This is a genomic window from Mycobacterium botniense (assembly GCF_010723305.1).
GTDB classification, from domain to species: Bacteria; Actinomycetota; Actinomycetes; order Mycobacteriales; family Mycobacteriaceae; genus Mycobacterium; species Mycobacterium botniense.
The window spans coordinates 1,257,921-1,276,958 of record NZ_BLKW01000004.1; the positions used below are offsets into that span (position 1 = coordinate 1,257,921).

Below are 19,038 nucleotides of genomic sequence, written 5' to 3' on the forward strand. Positions count from 1 at the left end.
GTCGGCCCGGTTGCAGCGACCGGGCGGACGGGGAACCGGGAAGACGTGGTGGGGGAGTTTCGGATGATTCAGTCCGCCGACTCAGGGCCCATCGCATTGCCGCGCGGTGGCGCCGGTAAGCAAGGGCGTGCGGTACGAGCTGGGGCCGGCAAAAGTGTGCCCTCTTCGCAGGAGACGCTTCGGGATCCCCGGGTTTCCCGCTTAGACCACCTGACAGAGCAGCCGCTCAACGCCGCCGACGTTGCCCAGGCAAGGCATTTCGAAGCGATGTTGCGCGCTGAGATCGCGCAATTGGAGCACCTGGCCAGGCAATGTGTCGACCGCAGGATGAAACCATCCCCGCGCGGCGCTGCCGATCACCGGCACGCCGAGGAACTCGCGCAGCTCCGTGCCCGGATCGGGGAGGCGCGCCGGCTGCTGGAGACGCTGCGGCGTCGTTTTCCCCCGTCGCAGACGCCGGCCGATCCCCGTCACGGGTCGACCCCGCCCCCATCCTGACATCCAGGCGGGTAGCAACACGGAGCCGCCGCGCGCCGAGTTGGCTCGGAGGTCGAGGAACGAGAGCAAGGCATGAGAGCCGCCGAGACCACTCACACGGTATTTCTCTGCGGGGATGTGATGACCGGCCGGGGGCTGGATCAGATACTGCCGCATCGGGGCAGTCCCGAGTTGCACGAGCCTGTGGTGACCGATGCCCGCACCTATGTGGCTCTTGCCGAGCAAACCAATGGCCCCATCGCGGTCCCCGTCGACTTCGCGTGGCCGTGGGGGGAAGCGGCGGCGTTACTCGATGAGGTCGCACCCGACGTGCGGCTGATCAATCTGGAAACCAGCATCACCGCCGACGGTGAATTCGCGCCCGGTAAAACTGTTCATTACCGGATGCACCCCGACAACATCGCCTGTCTGACGGTAATCCGACCGGATGCGGTCGCACTTGCCAATAACCACGTCATGGATTTCGGGATCCGTGGCCTGGCCGACACCTTACGGGCCCTTGACGAAGCCGGATTACGCGGCGTCGGCGCGGGCCTGACGGTCGAGGAGGCCGAGTGTCCTGCGGTTGTCGGCCTTCCCCATGGTCGGCGTGTCGTCATTGCCGCGCGTGGAACGGAGTCCAGCGGGATTCCGCACAGCTGGGCGGCGGGTATCAATCGGCCGGGAGTGGCCCTGCTGGCCGACCTGTCGGATCAGGCCGCCGACGAGATCACCGGCCGCGTCATGGCGCTCAAACAGCCCGGGGATATCGCGATCGTGTCGGTGCACTGGGGCTCCAATTGGGGCTATGGCGTCGAACCAGCTCAGAGACGTTTCGCCCACCGGCTAATCGACGCCGGAATCGATGTGGTGCACGGGCATTCGTCGCACCATCCGCGGCCGGTCGAAATCTACCGGGGCAAGCTCATCGTGTACGGCTGTGGGGACCTGATCGATGATTACGAAGGTATCCGAACGCATGGATCTTTCCGGCCTGAGCTGCGCCTGCTGTACTTCGCCCGGACTGATGGCGACGCCGCCGCATTGCTCATGGTCCCGATGCGGGCGAGACGAATGCGCCTCGAGCGCGCAACCCGCGATGAGGCCGAATGGTTGCGATCCACCCTCGAGCAGGTGAGCCGACCGTTCGGAACTCGTGTCCGGCTCACGAGCGACGGCGCGCTTACCGTCAGCGCCTGAGCCGTGGGCGAGCAGCGGCCGAGGAGCACAGACAGGTGGCCGTAGTCTCAGACTGTGTCGACCCGTGAGTTGATCGTGCTCGGCAGCGCCAGTCAGCTACCCACACGACACCGCAATCACAACGGGTACCTGCTGCGCTGGGACGGCCAGGGTCTGCTCTTCGATCCAGGCGAGGGCACGCAGCGGCAAATGCTCCTGGCCGGCGTATCGGTCAACGGTGTCCATCGCTTATGCATTACCCATTTCCACGGTGACCATTGCCTGGGCGTGCCGGGTCTGGTGCAGCGGTTGTCAGTGGATGGGGTGGCGCATCCGGTGTGGGCATATTTTCCGGCTTCGGGCCGGCAATTATTTACCCGGCTGCGGTACGCCTGTGTTTTCCACGAGGTGGCGGACCTGCGTGAGGTGCCGGTCAGCGGGGACGGCGCGGTGGCGATGGCCTCGTTCGGTGTGCTCGAGGCGCGCCGGCTGGACCACTCCATCGATGCATTCGGCTATCGGCTGGTCGAGCCTGACGGGCGGCGGCTGGTACCAGAACTCCTGGCCCGCTTCGGCATCGAGGGCCCCGCCGTGGGCGAACTGCAGCGCGCCGGGTCTATTCGCGCCGGCGGGCGGCGGGTCCGGCTCGAGGAAGTCAGCCAGCCGCGGCGGGGCCAGCGGTTCGCGTTCATTATGGACACCCGGCTCTGCGACGCCGTCTACGCACTAGCCGACGGCGCCGATCTTTTGGTGATAGAGGCGACCTTCCTCAGCGAGGACTCCGAACTGGCAGCCCGCTACGGGCATTTGACTGCGCAGCAGGCAGCGACAGTGGCGGCGGAGTGCGGCGTGCGCCGGTTGGTGCTGACCCACTTTTCGCAGCGGTACCCCGATACCAATCGGTATGCGGCGCAGGCAGCCGAGGTGTTCAGCGGGGATCTGGTCATCGCCGAGGACTTTGCTCGGATCCCGGTTCCCGCGCGACCCTAAGCACACTGGGGGACCAGCGCTTTTCACCGCCGATGGCGACAGGTGCGCGCCGCGTCTTAGCCGCGCCTCCTGCCGGATCCCGGTCACGCGGAATCAACCCGGTTTCGGCACGATGAAGATAGATCCATGACTCAGTTCCTACGCCGCGCCGCGCGGCTACCTAATCTGCACTGCGTGCGGTTCAAACCAATCCACGCGGCAGGGACAGCCGCGGAGTTAACCGACCGAGGCGACAAGATCTCCCCGGGCGCAGCAGCGATCCCTGGCGCGCACCCGCGGCTGCCACGCCGGCTCGGCACCACCGATGCGGTGGTGATCGGGTTGGGCTCGATGATCGGGGCCGGAATTTTCGTCGCAGTCGGTCCCGCCGCCCGGGCCGCGGGGCCCGGTCTGCTGATCGGGCTGGCGATCGCGGCGGTGGTGGCGTACTGCAACGCCATATCATCAGCGTGCCTGGCCGCGCGCTATCCCGCCTCCGGTGGCACGTACCTGTACGGGCGGAAACGGCTGGGTGATTTCTGGGGCTATCTGGCTGGGTGGGGATTTGTGGTGGGCAAAATCGGCTCATGTGCGGCCATGGCACTCACCATTGGGGTATACGTGTGGCCAGCCGCCGCCCACCTGATCGCCGCCGCGTCCGTGGTCGCGTTGACCGCGGTCAACTACACGGGAGTGCAGAAGTCGGCCCGGCTGACCAGAGTGATCGTCGTGGCGGTACTGGCCGTGCTGACAGCCGTGGTGATCGCGGCATTGAGTTCCCCTACCAGCAGGCTGGGCCGGCTCCACGTCTTCGACGTGGCTGGTGCCACGGCTGGCGGGGTGCTGCAGGCCGCCGGCCTCTTGTTCTTCGCGTTCGCGGGGTATGCGCGGATTGCCACCCTGGGCGAGGAAGTCCGTGACCCCACCCGGACGATTCCCCGTGCGATCCTGCTCGCCTTGGGCATCGCCCTGACGGTTTACGCCGCCGTCGCGGCGACGGCGCTGACCGTGTTGGGGCCAGATCGGCTCGCCGCCGCCGTGGCCCCGTTGTCGGACGTGGTACGCGCCGCCGGAGCGGGCTGGCTGGTGCCCGTCGTCCAAGCCGGCGCAGCGATCGCCGCGCTCGGTTCGCTCTTAGCCCTCCTGCTGGGTGTCTCCCGCACCACCCTCGCGATGGCGCGAGACCACCACCTGCCACACGGGTTATCGGCTGTGCATCCCAAATTCCATGTGCCGTACCGAGCCGAACTGCTCATCGGCGTAGTGGTCACAGTCCTCGCAGCCTGCGCCGATGTGCGCAGCGCGATCGGGTTCTCCTCCTTCGCGGTGTTGCTCTATTACGCCATCGCCAACGCCTCGGCGCTGACATTGCGCCGCGCGGAAAACCGCCCGCCCCGCGGAATCCCGGTCATCGGCCTTCTTGGTTGCGCGGTCCTGGCGTTCGCGCTACCGCCGTCGTCGGTGGTATCCGCGACTGGGGTGCTGGGCGCAGGAGTCACGGCTTACGCGCTGCGCCGCGTCCACAGCGCCACTCGACGGCGTACCCGACCCGTGCGGCGACAAGGCCGCGGCTAAGCGGTCGACCACCTGACTACAGTCGGGAAAGCGGGGCCGGCACAATTCGTCACAGTGACGTATTGCGGGTGTGCAGGCCTGGGAGTGCGGACGGGTGTCAGGATCAGCTCCGCACCCAACGCCGGACTCGGCAAGCGGTGCTGGGCCGGCGACCCGCACCGCGTGCAGGCCGCGCCCGACGTGTCGAATCACCTTCAATTATCAAGGGGCACCAGGTCTTTCCTCTGTAACCCGGCGTGGTTCTGTACCGATAAGCAACATTATGTCAGGTTGCGCTCTGACATATCTCCTCTCGCGCAGGCGGCCGTTGGGAGTCAACATTGTCTGTTCCAGATTTAGTTGGCTGGCACTTTTCCAGATAATCCTGGCCTGACGACCAATCATCAAGCCGGCAGCGAGGCCGCGTCGGCGCTCAAAGTGTTTTCCGAGCGCCTCAACGCGGCGTTCCTCTACGCCGGGATTGACCTCCTGCAAAGTGTCCTGTTCTCCGGTCACATGGGTCGACAGATCAAGGGCCGCATGACCGTTCACGAGATGCGCCCCTACGGTTCCGGATCGCAGGCGCAACGCCAGGCATGGGAAGAACTGGTGTCGGGTATCGAGAGCATTCTGGGGTGTGATCTCCTACTGCCAGCGCCACGGCACACGTAACCACAGCAATATCGCCGACATTGAACACGGCATCCGTCAGCGTGGTATCCGGCGGCCGAAAACATGCCTGTCACCGGAGCGCCTCGAAGTTTGGCGGCAACTCGGTTCCCTCCACCAGACCACGTTCAGCACGCCGGCCTCGATTGCCGGCAGCGTCGTCAGTGATCGACAACTGTGGCTGGCCTGCACGCAGGGCTATCGGGCCATGGGCCGAATGCCAGGCGTGGGAATGGTCTGCCTGCGCCACAAGCGCTGGCTGGAAGCACCCCAGATCGGCCTGCATGACTATATTCCCGCTTTGACGGCTGAGCGGCAGTTCCGCAATCACCTGGCCCGCCGAGGCGTTCTGTTCGACTCGTTCGCGATGGAGCTCGCCCCGTGGATGCGCTAATTCGGTATTCATCGGCGACGAGGAAATGGAAAGGCGCCGACAATGTATCGGCATCGACACCGCCGGCGCGCTGGTCTACCCCGAACAGGTGAAGTTCGCGAGGCTACTCACGAATCGCAGCTTTTTGGAATATGTCACCGATCCTGCGCTGGGAGCGCGTGAGCGTCGTGCCCGAATCGCGCACGAAGTCACGGGAATCCTGCCTATATGGGATGATTGTGAGTCTTGGCGCGTAACCGAACGGATTTGGGCTGTCGCGCGACGGCTCACCGAGTTACGACGCGAGTCCCGGCTGTGGGCGCGCCGGCCCGCGGCACCCATTACAACCTGCTCCGATTCATCGACCTACCAGACCTCGTGATCGATGATAGCTGGGATGACTACGCAATCCGACCGGCCGCGGTCCACCACGACGACCACCCGATTGCGGATGAACACGCTGGATGACGCGGCAACACCGAGCCGAGCCAGCACGCAGATTTTGCCCGAATTTAGAGAAATGGGAGTGATCGGATCCTCGTCTCGTTTGAGCTAGCTGCCAGCCTGGCTGGCGTGGCACGAAGACCTCGGTTTCTCCGGCTGATCCCGATAACCGTCCTCAGGCCGGGATCGGTGTGAACCCGGCGCCCGGGCCGCCTTTGGCGTTGACGTCGTCCAGGAGTACGGTGATTTTTAGAATCTCGGGTCGCGTCGGGGGCACAAGCGCTAACGTCACGGAGCCGTCGCGGAACATGCCGATCAGTAGATCGTTGACGGTGGCCGGCGCCCCGTCATCGCCCGGTTGCCAGGGCGCTTTCGCGGTATAGATGGACGGGTCGAGGGCCCAGAATCTGAGCGAAAAGCAGCTTTGTCCGGTGGCGCGGCTTAGTTTGCAGGTCCATTGTCCGAGACCGGGGTTCGGGTCGATGCCGTTGATCGCGAAACCGTCGAAGTCGTGTATCGGGGTCACCTTGGCCGGGTCGAACTTGATCACCGCGTAATCCAGTTGATCGTCGACGGCCACCACGCCGCCCACGGTGCCGGCCGCGCCCTCGGCGGCGACCGCGGCCCCGACACCCCCGCAGTGCGCCGAGGTGAAACCGACCAGTTCACCGGCACGGTCGTAGCCGATGGTGGCCAGCGTGCACGGGTCACCGTTGAGCACGATCCCGGCGCCGCCACCCAGCATTACCTTGTCGTCGCCTGCGGCCGTGGGAGCGAGGAGGCTGGCTATCAGTACCGTGCCGAGCCCTACAGCGAGCTGCCAACGATTGATGTGCACCGCGCTACTTCTGTCTCTCCGATGGCTCAGGCCGGGATCGGTGTGAACGCGGCGCCCGGGCCACCTTTGGCGTTGACGTCGTCCAGGATGGCGCTGAACAGTGTGAACCCGCATTGCGAATAACATGCACCACACAGGTTTGGATCACGGTGTCGGGGAAGATCGAGCGGATCGCATCAGGCAAGCCGGGCAGCCCGTCGCACGCCGATGGCCAGATAGGCCCCTTGGTGCCCACCACCCCGCCCCCGGCCACGCCCACACCGGTAACCCATCGGCAGACACTGCCGGCCATCGCGACCCCCATCGTGTTGTTCGCGCCCACCCTTAAAGGCACGCAAGCGTTATTGAGCGTACTTAAGCTAAAGCTGAGGTGAAGTGGCGTTAAGGACGACGGCTTACCCCAGCAAGTTCCACAGCGAATAACGAAGTCCACAGGACGGGACGGACGCGAATGACAACGGCCTTCGGCGAGGTGTCCGGTGCCATTTCGTGCTGGCTCGACGACAGTCGAAAGCCGCATGCTGAGCCGCCTTGCCCATGCGCGTCCGCACGGTCTCAAATCCAGTCGTCTCAAATCCAGTCTCAGTGGGGTTGGCGCTTTTCGCAGTTGATCTGGCACCTTACGAAATCGCAGGGGCGTGTTATTCAAGCTGGCATTTGTGACCGCTTCGACCACGCGCGCGTCGCTCAGCGACTCAGACCTGTCGGTGGAAAGTCCTATCGTGATCGCATGCTCGTAACTGGATGGCAGCAGGCTCTGACCGTCCTGGTGATCGTGATTCCCGGATTCGTCCACCAGATCGTTCGATCGCGCCTGCGGGGGCCCACTCCCGAAGATGGCGACTTGGGCGTGCGCGTCCTGCGTGCGCTGACCACATCAGGCCTGTTCGCCCTGATCTACCTCATCGCCCTCGGTCAAATACTCACATCGGCGATCAGTCATCCGAGGTCCTACCTTGACCATCCTCGCTCCACAGCGCTGCTGTTGTTCGCGCTCGTGTTCCTAATCCCGGCGGGTGTAGCGGTAGCACAACACGCCCGCAACACCCGCCGGCTCTATCCGAACGTGTCGTGGAAGCAGGTCTTTCGGGTCTACAACCCCACGCCGACCGCATGGGATTTCGCGGTGAACCGTGTCGGTCCAGGATACGTACGCGTCCTCAGTAAGGACGGCAATTGGGTGGGTGGTTACGCCGGCGAGGACTCGTTCTACACCAACTTTCCGCAGTCTCGCGAGATCTTCGTCGAAACGGCTTGGCGCCTCGACGAGCAAGGCAAGTTCGAAAAGCCGATCGCGGGAAGTGCGGGCCAGTGGATCAAGTGCGATGATGCACCGGTTATTGAATTTCTCAGGCCACAGGACACCTCGCGGGATAGACCGGCACCGCAGGACGAGCAGGCGGATACTGGTAGGAGCGAAGCAGGAGGTGAGCCGCAGTGAGCGACTCAGACACGAGAACGTCGGCTAATGACGGCTGGATGCCGCCGCGAGGGGGCGGTTATCGTCCGGGCAGGAACACCGCGAGCCCATCGCCAACCCGGAAATCAGAGCCAGGTCCGCCACCGCCAGGACCAGCGGGTGTCACCAAAGCAGCGAGCCACGATGCCGACTAAAGCCGTCTCCGGAGACGGCTTCGAGAAAAAAGGCGGGCGTCAGCCCTCACCGCACCGTGCACCCCCACCCCCACCACCGCCCCCACCTCCGCCACCGCCTGGTGGCGGCAGTGTCACGAAGAAGTAGCAGGCTTCAGTTGACGACCCTCCCGCGGCGCTGCTGGTCATTCGTGGCACCTATGCGCGCGGCTACGAGGGCTCATTCGCTTCGCCGCTAATCGCCAGTATTGGGCAGACGTGCACGAGGTCGCGCCGGAACGGACTGGGGCCCATTGGCGCTTCCCGCCGTCGGCATAGCCGTGTGGATCGGGATCGCACGGAAATGTCATCTTGACTTGGACGCTATGGCTCGAACAAGTCCGAAAAATGTTGGCATACACCAAGCTCGCGCATGACAACTAAATCCGGAATGGACAAACATCGTGACGATCGGTTGGCGTGGGACGACCAGGTCCGACGATCAAAACGGAGGCAGCAAGCGAGCTTTCAATCCCTGAAACGTCATCATCCCCGCTCGATGAGTGTTGTGTGCCCAGTGCGGCGACGCGCGAGATCGGTGCGCTGACTTGCTGTAGCAAGCGCGGCCGGTCCAAATGAGCGGGTGGGCACTCTGCCGGGCCGTGCGGTCGACCGGCGAAGTCATCGGCGCAGTACTTCGGGTTCATCAGGTGAATCGGGGACGTTTCGAGTGGCCCTGACCTGTGGGCCCGGGCGCGCCGTCGGAGGCATCGGGCCTGAGTGCGCAGTTGTCCCTAGGTGCAGGGATATTGCCCGTTGAGCACGCAATTCCTCGGTGGCGAGTAGGTACCGCTGAGCACACCTCGGAGACCGCCCGTGGCGGAACCACCGGGTGCGACGATGCGATTCCAATTTGCCGGGGTGACGACATAGTGCGTGCCATATTGCGTGATGGTGCTGTTCCACGTGTGCGAGACGGATTCTCCTGGCGGCAAGTCGAATTCAAGCTTCCAATCTGTCAGCGGCGCGGTGCTCAGGTTTGTGACGACAAACCGTGCGATGAAACCGGTTTTCCATGTCGATGTCACCGACAAGGTCGCCGTCGCGGCAGCCGCGTGCGCTACGGGCGTGGCGGCGAGCCCGAGGACGGCAACGATCGACGCCCAGACGGTGACGTGAAGCACTATCCGCCAATGCTTCACGCATGTGTTCAGGCCGGTCATAGCAACCAACGGTAAAACCGAACCGGCGCTATGAGCGTGCCGCTGCGGGCAAGCTGCAGTAACTTTGCGCAACCGAAACCATCATGAAATGTTTGGCCGCGATCCAGCCCCTCCCTGACGTCACGCGGCGAAGCCGGCTGCGACACCACGTCCGCGGGCATAGCCCCAGCGGGTCCAGGCCGTAGACTTCGTGCGTGCGAGTCGTGGCGATTCATATCGCGCCGGCCCGGCGATTGCCGATGCGCTCGCTCGAAGCCGTTGTCGCCGAAGCGGGGAAAGGGCTGGTCGGAGACCGCTATCACGGCAGCCGGCACCGGCACGTGACAGTTCAGTCGCTGGAGCTGCTCGACCGTGCGGCGCAGGAGCTCGGGTACGCATTTGACTGCGGCGCCACCCGCCGTAATCTCACGGTCGACACCGGCGAGATTCCCGCGCAACCCGGCACCAGGATTGTGATCGGTGAGGTGGAGCTCGAGGTTGTGCGTGTGGCAGCCCCGTGCAAGCTACTCGACGACGCGATAGGTTCTGGCGCCGCCACGGCGTTGCGTCGGCGGGCGGGCTCGGCATGTCGGGCGCTCACCTCAGGCACGATCCGCGTGGGAGACGCCGTCAGCGTGCGGCCGCCGGCGACGACACATCCGGATATGTCCGGTTATCGGGTGTAAATCGTCGTTGTCAGCGAGTGCATCAATCCGCGTCATCGACCCGGCCGTCGACACCGATTGTGCCGCAGCTGTTCTGGTGGCGCCGCCTCCTTGCCGGGGTATCAGCTTCCGAACAGGTGCAGCGACGCCCATAACGCCACCAGCGCGGCGAGAAGTGCCGCTGGTGTGGTGAGCACGCTAAGTCGGGTGAATTCGGTCAGGCTGGTGGCGTGGTCATGCTGGTGCAGGACACGTCGCCACAACATGGTGGCAAGTGAGCCGGTGTAGGTGAGATTAGGGCCGATGTTGACCCCGATCAGCACAGCGAGCACTGCTGCGGGGCCGCCCGCGGCGGTCAGGGGCAGCAAGACCAGCACCGCGGGCAGGTTGCTGATCAGGTTGGCGGCCACTGCGGCCACCGCGGCGATGCCGAGCAATCCGGTCAGCCCGCCGGTGTGGGGTAGCCACCCGTCAATCGTGTCATCGAGGCCGTTGTCGATGACCGCGTGGACCACGAGAGCCAGGGCCAGCACAAACGCCAAAAACGGCGGGTCAGCGGCACCGATGATCGAGGTTAGCCGCAGCCGCCGGCACCGGATGGCGCGTGCGGTCATGACCAGCGCTCCTGCCGCTGCCGCCCACGCCGGGTTCACACCGAGTGTTGAGGTGATGGCGAACCCGGCCAGGGTGGCGCTCAAGGTGGCGAGGGCAAACCATGGCGGCGCGCTGGGCTCGGGGGTCTCTGACGGGGCCGGTGCAGCGACGAGATCCCGGCGGAAGAAATAGCGGAACACCGCGAATTCGGTAATTATCGCGATGAGCCAGGGCAGCGCCATCAGACTCGCGAACCGGAGAAAACTCAACCCGCTGGCGTGAAAGGCCAACAAGTTGGTCAGGTTGGAGACGGGCAGCAACAGCGAGCCGGTGTTGGAGAGATGGGTACAGGCATAAACGTGGGGACGAGCCCGCGCTGCCAGGCGGGCAGCGGTCGCGAACACGACCGGGGTTAGCAGCACCACGGTGGCGTCGAGGCTGAACACCGCGGTCACCAGCGAGGCCACCACGAACACCGACGTCAGCAGCCGGTCCGGCTGGCCCCGCGCCATGCGCGCCATCGCGGTTCCGCACCAGCTGAACAGGCCCTCGTGGGCGCACAGCCGGGCCAACACCAGCACTGCGGCTAAAAATCCGATGACCGGTGCCAGCTCGGTGAGCTCGCTGCAGGCGTCGGTCGGCGAGATCACCCCAACGGTGACCAGAATCGAGGCTACGGGCACGGCGATGACGGCCTCGGACCAGCCGAAGGGGCGAATCACCGCCCACGCCAACACCGTCAGCAACCCGGCAACTGACCACGTTTCGGCCCCGATCGCGCTCATCACAGTCGTCCCCGACTACTCGGCCGGCGAATGCGTCACACCGGGTTCGCAACCCGCGCTCGTCATCTCAGCGGCGCGCGCAGTGGTACCGGGTTGCAGCACCGAGCGGTACTTGACCCAAATGACCAGTGCTCCCACCGACAGCGCGCCCAGCACCGTGAATGTTGTTCGGTAGCCGAATTCTTGGGCGAGGTATCCCCCTAACAAGGGGCTTATCGCCGCGCCGATGCCTTGGGCGGTCAGCACCGCGCCCTGGCCGGCATTGATGTGGCCGGTGCCGTCCAGTAGCCGGGCCACCAGCCCGGGGACGGCTACCGAGAGCATGCCCGCGCCAATACCGTCGAGGATTTGCACGGGGATGACGCCCCATGTGGTGATGATCCCGGCGGCAATGAGCCCGCGGATGGGTAGTGCGGTGAACGCGATCATGATGGCCAGCCAGTAGCCACGGGTTTCAGCGATGCGCATGGCGCTCAGCGCAGCGCCGATCATCACGGCTTGGGCGATCACGACGGTGCTCGCCACGGTGATAAACGGGTTGGCGTGGGTGGCGACGACGGCCAGCCCATACAGTGGCAGCATCGCGGCGTTGCCGAGGTGAAACAGGGTGACCGCGCCCGCTAGCGCCAGCAGTGGAGGAGATTCGACCAGCGCCTGCAGTCCTCTGCGGCGATTCTGGTGGTGGTCGGTTGTGATAGCGCCGCGCGCGGCTTGGTGGTCGATGCGGCGGGCCGGGATCATCAGCACCGCGGTGATGGTGATCAGTGCGAACAGGGCAGCTAACCAGAACACCGCGGCAAATCCATAGCGCCAGCCCAGCAACCCGGACAGCGCCGCGCCGGCCATGTTGCCCGCGTGGTTGTAGGCCTGATTACGGCCGTTTTGGGCGGTGAACCCGGCTTGGCGAACCACACCAAGGGTGATGCCGATCACCGCGGGGCCGAGCACCGCGCCGGCGATCGCGGTGGCTGCCTGCGCGCCCGCAACAACCCAGAATTGCCGTGACAGCAGGATCAGGCCTGAGGCGGCGACGGTGAAGACACCGGCGACGATGACGGTGGCCCGTTTACGGGTGGTGGCATCGATCAACGCCCCCGCTGGGGTGGTTGCCACCAGCCCGGCGATTCCGCCGATGGCGGTGACAGTGCCGATGGCCCCGGTGGCCCAGCCACGGCCGGCCAGCAGCACCCCCAAAAACGGGCCGATACCTGCGTGCATGTCAGCCATGAAGAAATTCACCGCCAACAGCGCGGCGCGATCGCGGGCCCGGCTCGCCGGTGCTGAACGGTCTGGTGTTACCACTGGGCTGGTCCTTTCTCGCATGCTTGAGGACAGCGGCGGTGCCGGGGCGGGCCGGAGTGCTGTCATGCCCAACCGGTTTGTGGGGAGGCTTTCCGGCGAGCCGCAGGATGGGGAGCCGGGCTCAGCACCGCGCCCTGTTAGTCGGATTCGGCGAGCAGGGTGTAAATGTCGCGGCGGGCGTTTTTGAGGATGGTGACGACGCGCTGCAGTTGGTCCGGAGCGGTCGCGTAGACGGCCCGCACCGCGCCGATTAACTCATCCAACAGCTCCCGCAGGTTCACGTGAGCGGAGTCGACCGCTTCGGCGATCTGCGTCCATGGCGGGGTTTTGATCGTCGCGGCGGCGGCGCGCCCCTTGTCGGTCAACTCGAAAAGCTTTTGGCTCCCCCGGCTTTCGGAACCGACGATCAGTCCCTCCTCGTCGAGCAGCTGCAGCGTCGGGTATATCGAGCCGGGGCTGGGCCGCCACAAATCGTGAGTGCGTGCGGCGATTTCCTGGATCATCTCGTAGCCATGCATGGGGCGCTCGCTGAGCAGCGCCAAGATGGCCGCGCGAACATCACCACGGCGCCCGCGGCGACCGGTGGCCGACCCGCGCCGGGTACCGCGGGCGCCTGGGCCGAAGTCGAATCCGAAACCGGCGCCGGGCCCGAGACCAAGGCCGGCGCTGGGCCGCAGGTCAACATCCCACCCGGGGCCGGCGGGGCCATGGCCGTGAGGCGGCGGAGGGTGGCCGGGATGTTTTTTCGGCCCGGGAACCTTCTTCCCCGGCACCTTTTTGCCAGGAGCTTTCTTTGGGGCGGGCCGGTGCTCCCGGGGTGGCCGAGCGGGGCCCGGCGTGGAGCCCGGGGCGAGCCTGGGACGAGGGTCATGGCCGGGGCCGGGGTGATGCGCGCGGCCGTATCCGGCTTCCCCATCGGGTTCGGGTCTGACGCCCTTCTCATCGGACTCCCCGTGGACCCGGCGGTCGTCCGGCGATGGTATTTCACTCATGGTCGCCTCCCGCAGCCGCAGCACACTTGCGATATGAAACGATATATCTATTAATATCGTATTGCAAGCACGGTGTGGAGGCTCAGTGCAGGCGGTGCTGGTGTCATCCCTTTCGGGGGTGCGCATGGCACAAGCGAGGTCAGGGCCGCCGGCGACGCCCGGGAGCGGCGTGGGTCAGTGCGTCAAGGTCAGTGCGTCAATGCGATAGTGGCCAGCAGTCCAGGGTGCAGTACTGGGGCTAGGTGTCAGCGTAACCGTGACAAGGGCTTTGCCTGCGGTGAGCGACTCAGGCACGAGGTATGCGTCCTCTAGCCAGCGGTGGGAGGTATTGCTGCGTGGCTGTAACCAGTTCCCGGCAGGTGCGCCGTCAAGGGCGACATCTGCCGATTGATAGCCGTCTCCCTGGTCAGACATGCGGCGCAGCACGATGCCGTGGTTGTCCGGGCCGATCAGGACGTGGAATGTGATCGTGTCGCGGGTGAAGCGCACGAACCCGATGACGGGGCGGGTGTCCTCGCTCCCCTCGTACTCGCTGATCAGCATGTGCTCGGTGGCGGCACCGTCGGTGTAGCCGTGCAGCAGCCGGCTGACCGGATCGGCGGGGTTGATGTCGTCGCTGCGTGTCATGGTGTCGTTCGGTTGCGTGTAGAGGAATGCGGTTGAGCTGTAATACGGTTGAACCAGATTGCGTTTGCCGTGTTCGATGCCGAAGCGGATGCCGGAGTGGTAGTCGATGGCGTCGGCAAGCAGCAGCCGGTAGGCGGCAACGCAGTAGTCTGTGCACCCGTTCGTGGCCACGCGGTGGTCGGGTTGGCCGGTGAGCGGAGCGCTATAGCGGCTGCCGTTGTTGAAGTACCAGCCACCCTCGTAAAAGTCCTCCGTGCCGGTGCCGTACCACTGCGGCGACGCGGAGCCGTCCGTGTACACGCGCTCGGCACCTTCCAGGAAGTACGGGGCTTCGGCGCTGAACGACGTTGTGATCCGGGAACCACGCATGGTGTGGCTGACGCCGACGAATTTGCCGTGGCCCTGCTCGTCGGCGAACAACCAGTCCTGGCCGAGAATCGTTGGTCCGGCATGCGAGCGGGCGGTGAAGTAGCCGGCGCGGCCGCTGGCCAGCGCGGGTGCCCATTGCGGGTCGGGTGTGGTCGCGACCTCGCTGTCGAGCCCGGGGACGGGGTCGTCGGTGGTGTTGACGAGACAGATGCGGGCAGAGCGGGCGAAGGGCATCGGCCACCATTCCGCCAGCGACACCGGTCCCCCGGCTTGTGGGATGGTGGCGAACATCAGCGATCGCACGGTGCTGACACCCAGCCCGGCGCCGAAGAATTCCCCAACTGGGGAGTCGACCATGGTTCGTCCGTCGAACTCGATGCGCAGCCGCACGCCGGCCAGGAGCTGATCTGCCGATTCTGGTAGTTGCAGCCGCAGCGCCGAGATCATGCCCGGTCCCGCCGGTTCGGCGACCGTGAGCTCGGTATGGGCGCCCAGGTCGACGCTCCGACGGTCATGGATGAGTCCGGGCATTTCCGGTTTGGGATCCATGGTGCCCGCCGCGCCGAGCATGGCGAGTACGTCGAGCGCGGGATCGGAGGGCGAGAAAGTGCTCACGCCGTCGGCCGTTGCGAACTTGCGATAGTCGATGTGGTAGTACTCCACATTCGATGTGACACTGATCCGCATCGACTGCCGGTACGGCATCGGCACCTTGACGTACACGCCCCCCGGCGACTGCGCGGCGTTGGCCACCAGAGGCCACCGGAATGGCGCACCCAGCGCACCGTCGACCAATGCTTGCACCGGGGCGTCTACGACTGGGTTTCCATCTAGCTCAATGCGGATCGTTCCCAACGCACGCACATTGCCGCCGTCGCGGGTGAACCAGATCGAATCAACCTCGCCGGCACCGCGATCCTCGGCGATCACACAACCGGCACCACCGGAAGCCAGACAGCCACCGGTACCGTTGCGATTACCGGTGGACACGTCGAAATCTCCGCCGCTGCGATCGAAACTTGACACCTGCAGGGTTTGCGTGTCGGCGCTCAGATACGGCAACCGATCCAATCGGCGGTAGGTATCCCAGCCCACCAACCGTGTGCCGAGTTCTGGGATCACCGGCTCAGCGGGCGCCGCGCTTGCAGGACCCATGGCGGCACTCCCCAGCAGCGGTACCGCGAACATCGTCGACAACGCCCGGACCACCTCCGGCATAGCACCGAAGGCTACTTTCCCCTGAGGTTTCCCCCGGGGTTTCCCCTGAGGTTTCCCCCGGGGTTTCCCCTGAGGTTTCCCCCGGGGTTTCCCCTGAGGTTTCCCCCGGGGTTTCCCCGGAGGTTTCCCCCGGGCTGTTACACCGTTCAGGATCTGCACTATCGCCGCGATGATGCGGGCCGGCGCCGGTGCCGCGGCGTCGGCCTGACGGCCCGCCGGGGACGTCATTGCCAAGACGGGAGATCGTGCGGGTAGATTTTTGTGCCATAAGGGGCATTCGATCGACCAGGGGGTAGTGCTGCCGGTAACGATGGGTATCGGCTGCCGAGAGGTCTCGGCGAGGATCAGATTGCGGTCACCATGACCACCAACCCATCCCTGCTAACCCGATCAGGAGTGTGCAGTAACCCGATGAGGAGTGGTATGCGAAGTGTGAAGAGCAAGAAACTCATTGCTGGCCCGTTGCTCGCGGGTGTGGTGGGGATGGCCATGGCGGGCTTTGGTGTCCCGGCAGCGAGTGCGGACCCGCCGCCGGGGCCGTGGCAACCCGGACCGCCACCGCCTGGACCGATGGGGCCGTGGCAACCCGGACCGCCACCACCTGGACCGATGGGGCCGTGGCAACCCGGACCGCCACCACCGCCGGAACCGTTCGGACCGCCGCCCCCGCCCCCACCGTTCGGACCGCCGCCCCCGCCGGCACCGTTCGGACCGCCGCCCCCGCCGGGTTTTTAACGCCGTCGCGCTACGGCACCTGGTTGTCCGCCTCAATCGAGGTGGTTGGGGCGGACAACCGGGTGTACCCGTACCTCGCAACACGGGCTGCCGGTCGCCCGTTGCCTGGTCCTCAATCGGCCTCGGTCGCCCCTCCCACGAACCCGCGGCACGGATGCACTTCGACGGTGAAGATCCCGGCGGCCACTGCCGGGTCCTCGTTCATCAGCGCAACGGTGTCATCGACCGTGCCAGTTAACACCCGGATGCCCCAAAGATCTGAGTCATCGAGCACGACCAAAGTCGCTGCGAGCACACCGGCATCGCGCAGGCCAAAGTTGCGCCGCGCGTGCTCCCACATCAGCGACGGTGCCGATTCATCTGAGGAATTCGGCCCGGGTTTGAGGATGACGAGGCTATACGGCCGCGCATTGATCATTTGTTGGTTCATCTCGTCGTCGGTGAAAGTTTTCATCCACCGTCCCTTTCTGCAGACCGGCCGAGCCTGTCGCCCCACGTCAGCCAGTCGGCGGGTGAGCCGTTGTTCGCTCCCGCAGCCGGCCTGGTGGTCGTAATCCTGCTTACCAGCTGATCGGCGCAACTGCTCCAGGCCAGCGCTGGGTGAATCCCAGCTACCGTCAGCTGGCAAGATCAATCCCCCGGCACAGCGTGAGCGGGCGGGCCGAAATCGTCGCCGAATGCGTGTCTGCGCGACGTGTAGCGGTGGGCTGATCAGGTCCGACGGCACAACCCGGGCGTGGGTCTTCAGATCTATTTCATCTTCGCTGGCTACCGTGGGCCGAACGACACCAATCCAGACCGGGAGTCCCATGACGAGCTACCCACCAATCGACACGGGCCCGAACCAACCCGCATCCAGCGATGCCGGACATCGCTGACGTGCTTCCACGGCGAATATCACACGCCCTGGACTTACTCAGTTTCTCATTGGCCGATGTTCGTGATGGTCTAGGTCCGTACCTGTCGATCTACCTGCTGCTGACCCACCATTGGGACCAGGCCTCGATCGGCTTTGTCATGGCGGTCGGCGGTATCGCGGCGATCATCGCGCAGACGCCGGTCGGCGCCTTGGTCGACCGCACAACCGCGAAGCGGGCGCTGATCATCGCCGCTGCAGCGGCGGTCAGTGCCAGCGCTTTGGCGATGCCGCTGTTTCCCGGCTTTTCTTCGATCTCGTTCCTGCAAGCGGCCACGGGGATCGCGGGCTCGGTTTTCGCGCCGGCATTGGCCGCGATCACGCTCGGGATTGTCGGTCCCCGATTTTTCTCCCGGCGAGTTGGCCGCAACGAGTCGTTCCGACATGCCGGAACTGCGGCGACCGCTGCTGCTGCCGGTGGACTGGCTTATTTCACCGGTCCCGTGGTGGTGTTTTGGGTGCTGGCGGGGATGGCGGTGATCAGTGTGCTGGCAACCCTGCGGATCCCGCGGGAAGCGATCGACCACGACATGGCACGCGGTATGGACCTCACCCCGGCTGGGCCGCCGAGACAACCCTCGCGGTTCGCGGTGTTGCTGCACAACCGCAGATTGATGATTTTCGCCGTCGTTGTGGTGGTCTTTCATTTCGCCAACGCGGCCATGCTGCCGCTGGTGGGCCAAGAGCTGGCGCTGCACAACAAAGGCATCGGCACGGCGCTGATGTCGGTGTGCATCGTCGCCGCGCAGGCGGTCATGGTCCCGGTGGCGTACATCGCGGGCGCTAAGGCCGATCGGTGGGGACGAAAGCCGATCTTTTTGACGGGTTTCGCGGTGTTAACGGTTCGTGGCTTGCTCTACGCGATCTCGGACAACTCCTACTGGCTTGTCGGTGTGCAGCTGCTCGACGGTGTCGGCGCCGGTATTTTCGGGGTCTTATTTCCGCTGATCGTTCAGGACGTTACCCATGGAACCGGGCGTTACAACGTCAGCCTGGCGGCGATCACCACCGCGTGGGGTGTGGGCTCTTCGCTCTCGAACTTCGCCGCTGGCTGGATCGTGGTCACCGCCGGCTACCACGTGGCATTCGTGACCCTGGGCGCTATCGCTGCCGCCGGTTTCGTCTTCTACCTGATCGCGATGCCGGAAACACGTGATAGTTCCCGATCGGTCGGCATCCCATCGTCGCAGGACGAGGCTGATTGGCGGGTATTGGCCCAGTCACCCCCCAATCGTCACGTGCGGGTAACGGCGCCGGTCGACCGGCCTGGCCGGAGCCATCTGGCGCCCGACCCCAACGGGGACCGTGACTGAGCCGAGCACCCGACCGCCGGAAATTCACCCCAAACCGTTGCATCTCGATAGCTTCCGATATATCTTTTGGTATCGGAACTGCGCCACTGGAACGGAGAGCTGAACGATGACTGAGCCCCAAACATCCAGCGACCACCCGCACGGGCGATCCAAGAAAGACAAAGACAAGGCCGCACAGGTCACCGATCCCCTCACCCGCGGGGAATCCGCGGACAGAAATATCGAAACTCCCGTCGAGCTCGAAG

The 19,038-nt window shown here is 65.1% G+C and carries 16 protein-coding genes and 1 pseudogene; 8 read left to right on the forward strand and 9 right to left on the reverse strand.

Features of this window, described 5'->3' with window-relative positions:
- Nucleotides 1–201 precede the first annotated feature (201 nt).
- The gene (locus tag G6N08_RS15750; RefSeq protein ID WP_163758797.1) at nt 202–474 is read right to left on the reverse strand and encodes a hypothetical protein; all 273 of its coding nucleotides are present in this window, start codon (nt 472–474) and stop codon (nt 202–204) included.
- Nucleotides 475–570: 96 nt separating this feature from the next.
- On the opposite strand from G6N08_RS15750, the gene G6N08_RS15755 reads away from it, so the two are divergent.
- From G6N08_RS15755 to G6N08_RS15775, 5 genes are all read left to right on the forward strand, one after another.
- Entirely contained in the window at nt 571–1,677 is a 1,107-nt protein-coding gene (locus tag G6N08_RS15755; RefSeq protein ID WP_163758799.1) for a CapA family protein, read from the forward strand.
- 54 nt (nt 1,678–1,731) lie between these two features.
- Complete coding sequence (locus G6N08_RS15760) at nt 1,732–2,646, forward strand: ribonuclease Z (protein ID WP_163758801.1); 915 nt, start codon at nt 1,732–1,734, stop codon at nt 2,644–2,646.
- Between the two features lie 258 nt (nt 2,647–2,904).
- Nucleotides 2,905–4,200: an APC family permease gene (locus G6N08_RS15765; protein WP_281352793.1), complete on the forward strand. Its 1,296-nt coding sequence runs from the start codon at nt 2,905–2,907 to the stop codon at nt 4,198–4,200.
- Between the two features lie 339 nt (nt 4,201–4,539).
- Nucleotides 4,540–4,851: a hypothetical protein gene (locus G6N08_RS15770; protein WP_246216775.1), complete on the forward strand. Its 312-nt coding sequence runs from the start codon at nt 4,540–4,542 to the stop codon at nt 4,849–4,851.
- Entirely contained in the window at nt 4,817–5,242 is a 426-nt protein-coding gene (locus G6N08_RS15775) for a hypothetical protein (protein WP_163758806.1), read from the forward strand. The genes G6N08_RS15770 and G6N08_RS15775 overlap by 35 nt, the downstream gene beginning before the upstream one ends.
- A 598-nt stretch (nt 5,243–5,840) precedes the next feature.
- Here G6N08_RS15775 and G6N08_RS15780 read toward each other — a convergent pair.
- The gene (locus tag G6N08_RS15780; protein WP_163758808.1) at nt 5,841–6,503 is read right to left on the reverse strand and encodes a chymotrypsin family serine protease; all 663 of its coding nucleotides are present in this window, start codon (nt 6,501–6,503) and stop codon (nt 5,841–5,843) included.
- A 4-nt stretch (nt 6,504–6,507) separates the two neighbouring features.
- Nucleotides 6,508–6,711 (reverse strand): annotated as a pseudogene (locus G6N08_RS21455) (transposase); the annotation flags it as partial.
- A gap of 522 nt (nt 6,712–7,233) precedes the next feature.
- On the opposite strand from G6N08_RS21455, the gene G6N08_RS15790 reads away from it, so the two are divergent.
- On the forward strand, nt 7,234–7,944 hold the full coding sequence (locus G6N08_RS15790) for a DUF6338 family protein (protein ID WP_218033387.1): 711 nt from the start codon (nt 7,234–7,236) through the stop codon (nt 7,942–7,944).
- 925 nt (nt 7,945–8,869) lie between these two features.
- Here G6N08_RS15790 and G6N08_RS15795 read toward each other — a convergent pair.
- Nucleotides 8,870–9,298, reverse strand: coding sequence for a cellulose-binding domain-containing protein (locus G6N08_RS15795; RefSeq protein ID WP_163758812.1), 429 nt, complete (start codon nt 9,296–9,298; stop codon nt 8,870–8,872).
- Between the two features lie 194 nt (nt 9,299–9,492).
- Here G6N08_RS15795 and G6N08_RS15800 point away from each other — a divergent pair, with 194 nt between their 5' ends.
- Nucleotides 9,493–9,963, forward strand: a complete 471-nt coding sequence (locus G6N08_RS15800; protein ID WP_163758814.1) for an MOSC domain-containing protein — start codon at nt 9,493–9,495, stop codon at nt 9,961–9,963.
- A gap of 101 nt (nt 9,964–10,064) precedes the next feature.
- Here G6N08_RS15800 and G6N08_RS15805 read toward each other — a convergent pair whose 3' ends face one another.
- From G6N08_RS15805 to G6N08_RS15830, 5 genes are all read right to left on the reverse strand, one after another.
- The gene (locus tag G6N08_RS15805; RefSeq protein WP_163758825.1) at nt 10,065–11,321 is read right to left on the reverse strand and encodes an SLC13 family permease; all 1,257 of its coding nucleotides are present in this window, start codon (nt 11,319–11,321) and stop codon (nt 10,065–10,067) included.
- Nucleotides 11,322–11,336: 15 nt separating this feature from the next.
- Nucleotides 11,337–12,623 (reverse strand): MFS transporter, encoded by a 1,287-nt coding sequence (locus tag G6N08_RS15810; RefSeq protein WP_246216776.1) that lies wholly within the window; start codon nt 12,621–12,623, stop codon nt 11,337–11,339.
- 137 nt (nt 12,624–12,760) lie between these two features.
- Nucleotides 12,761–13,615: a PadR family transcriptional regulator gene (locus G6N08_RS15815; RefSeq protein WP_163758826.1), complete on the reverse strand. Its 855-nt coding sequence runs from the start codon at nt 13,613–13,615 to the stop codon at nt 12,761–12,763.
- A gap of 174 nt (nt 13,616–13,789) precedes the next feature.
- On the reverse strand, nt 13,790–15,799 hold the full coding sequence (locus G6N08_RS15820; protein WP_163760728.1) for a glycoside hydrolase family 172 protein: 2,010 nt from the start codon (nt 15,797–15,799) through the stop codon (nt 13,790–13,792).
- Nucleotides 15,800–16,676: 877 nt separating this feature from the next.
- Nucleotides 16,677–17,018 (reverse strand): hypothetical protein, encoded by a 342-nt coding sequence (locus G6N08_RS15830; RefSeq protein ID WP_163758827.1) that lies wholly within the window; start codon nt 17,016–17,018, stop codon nt 16,677–16,679.
- Nucleotides 17,019–17,425: 407 nt separating this feature from the next.
- On the opposite strand from G6N08_RS15830, the gene G6N08_RS15835 reads away from it, so the two are divergent.
- Nucleotides 17,426–18,793, forward strand: a complete 1,368-nt coding sequence (locus G6N08_RS15835) for an MFS transporter (RefSeq protein WP_163758828.1) — start codon at nt 17,426–17,428, stop codon at nt 18,791–18,793.
- Nucleotides 18,794–19,038 lie beyond the last annotated feature (245 nt).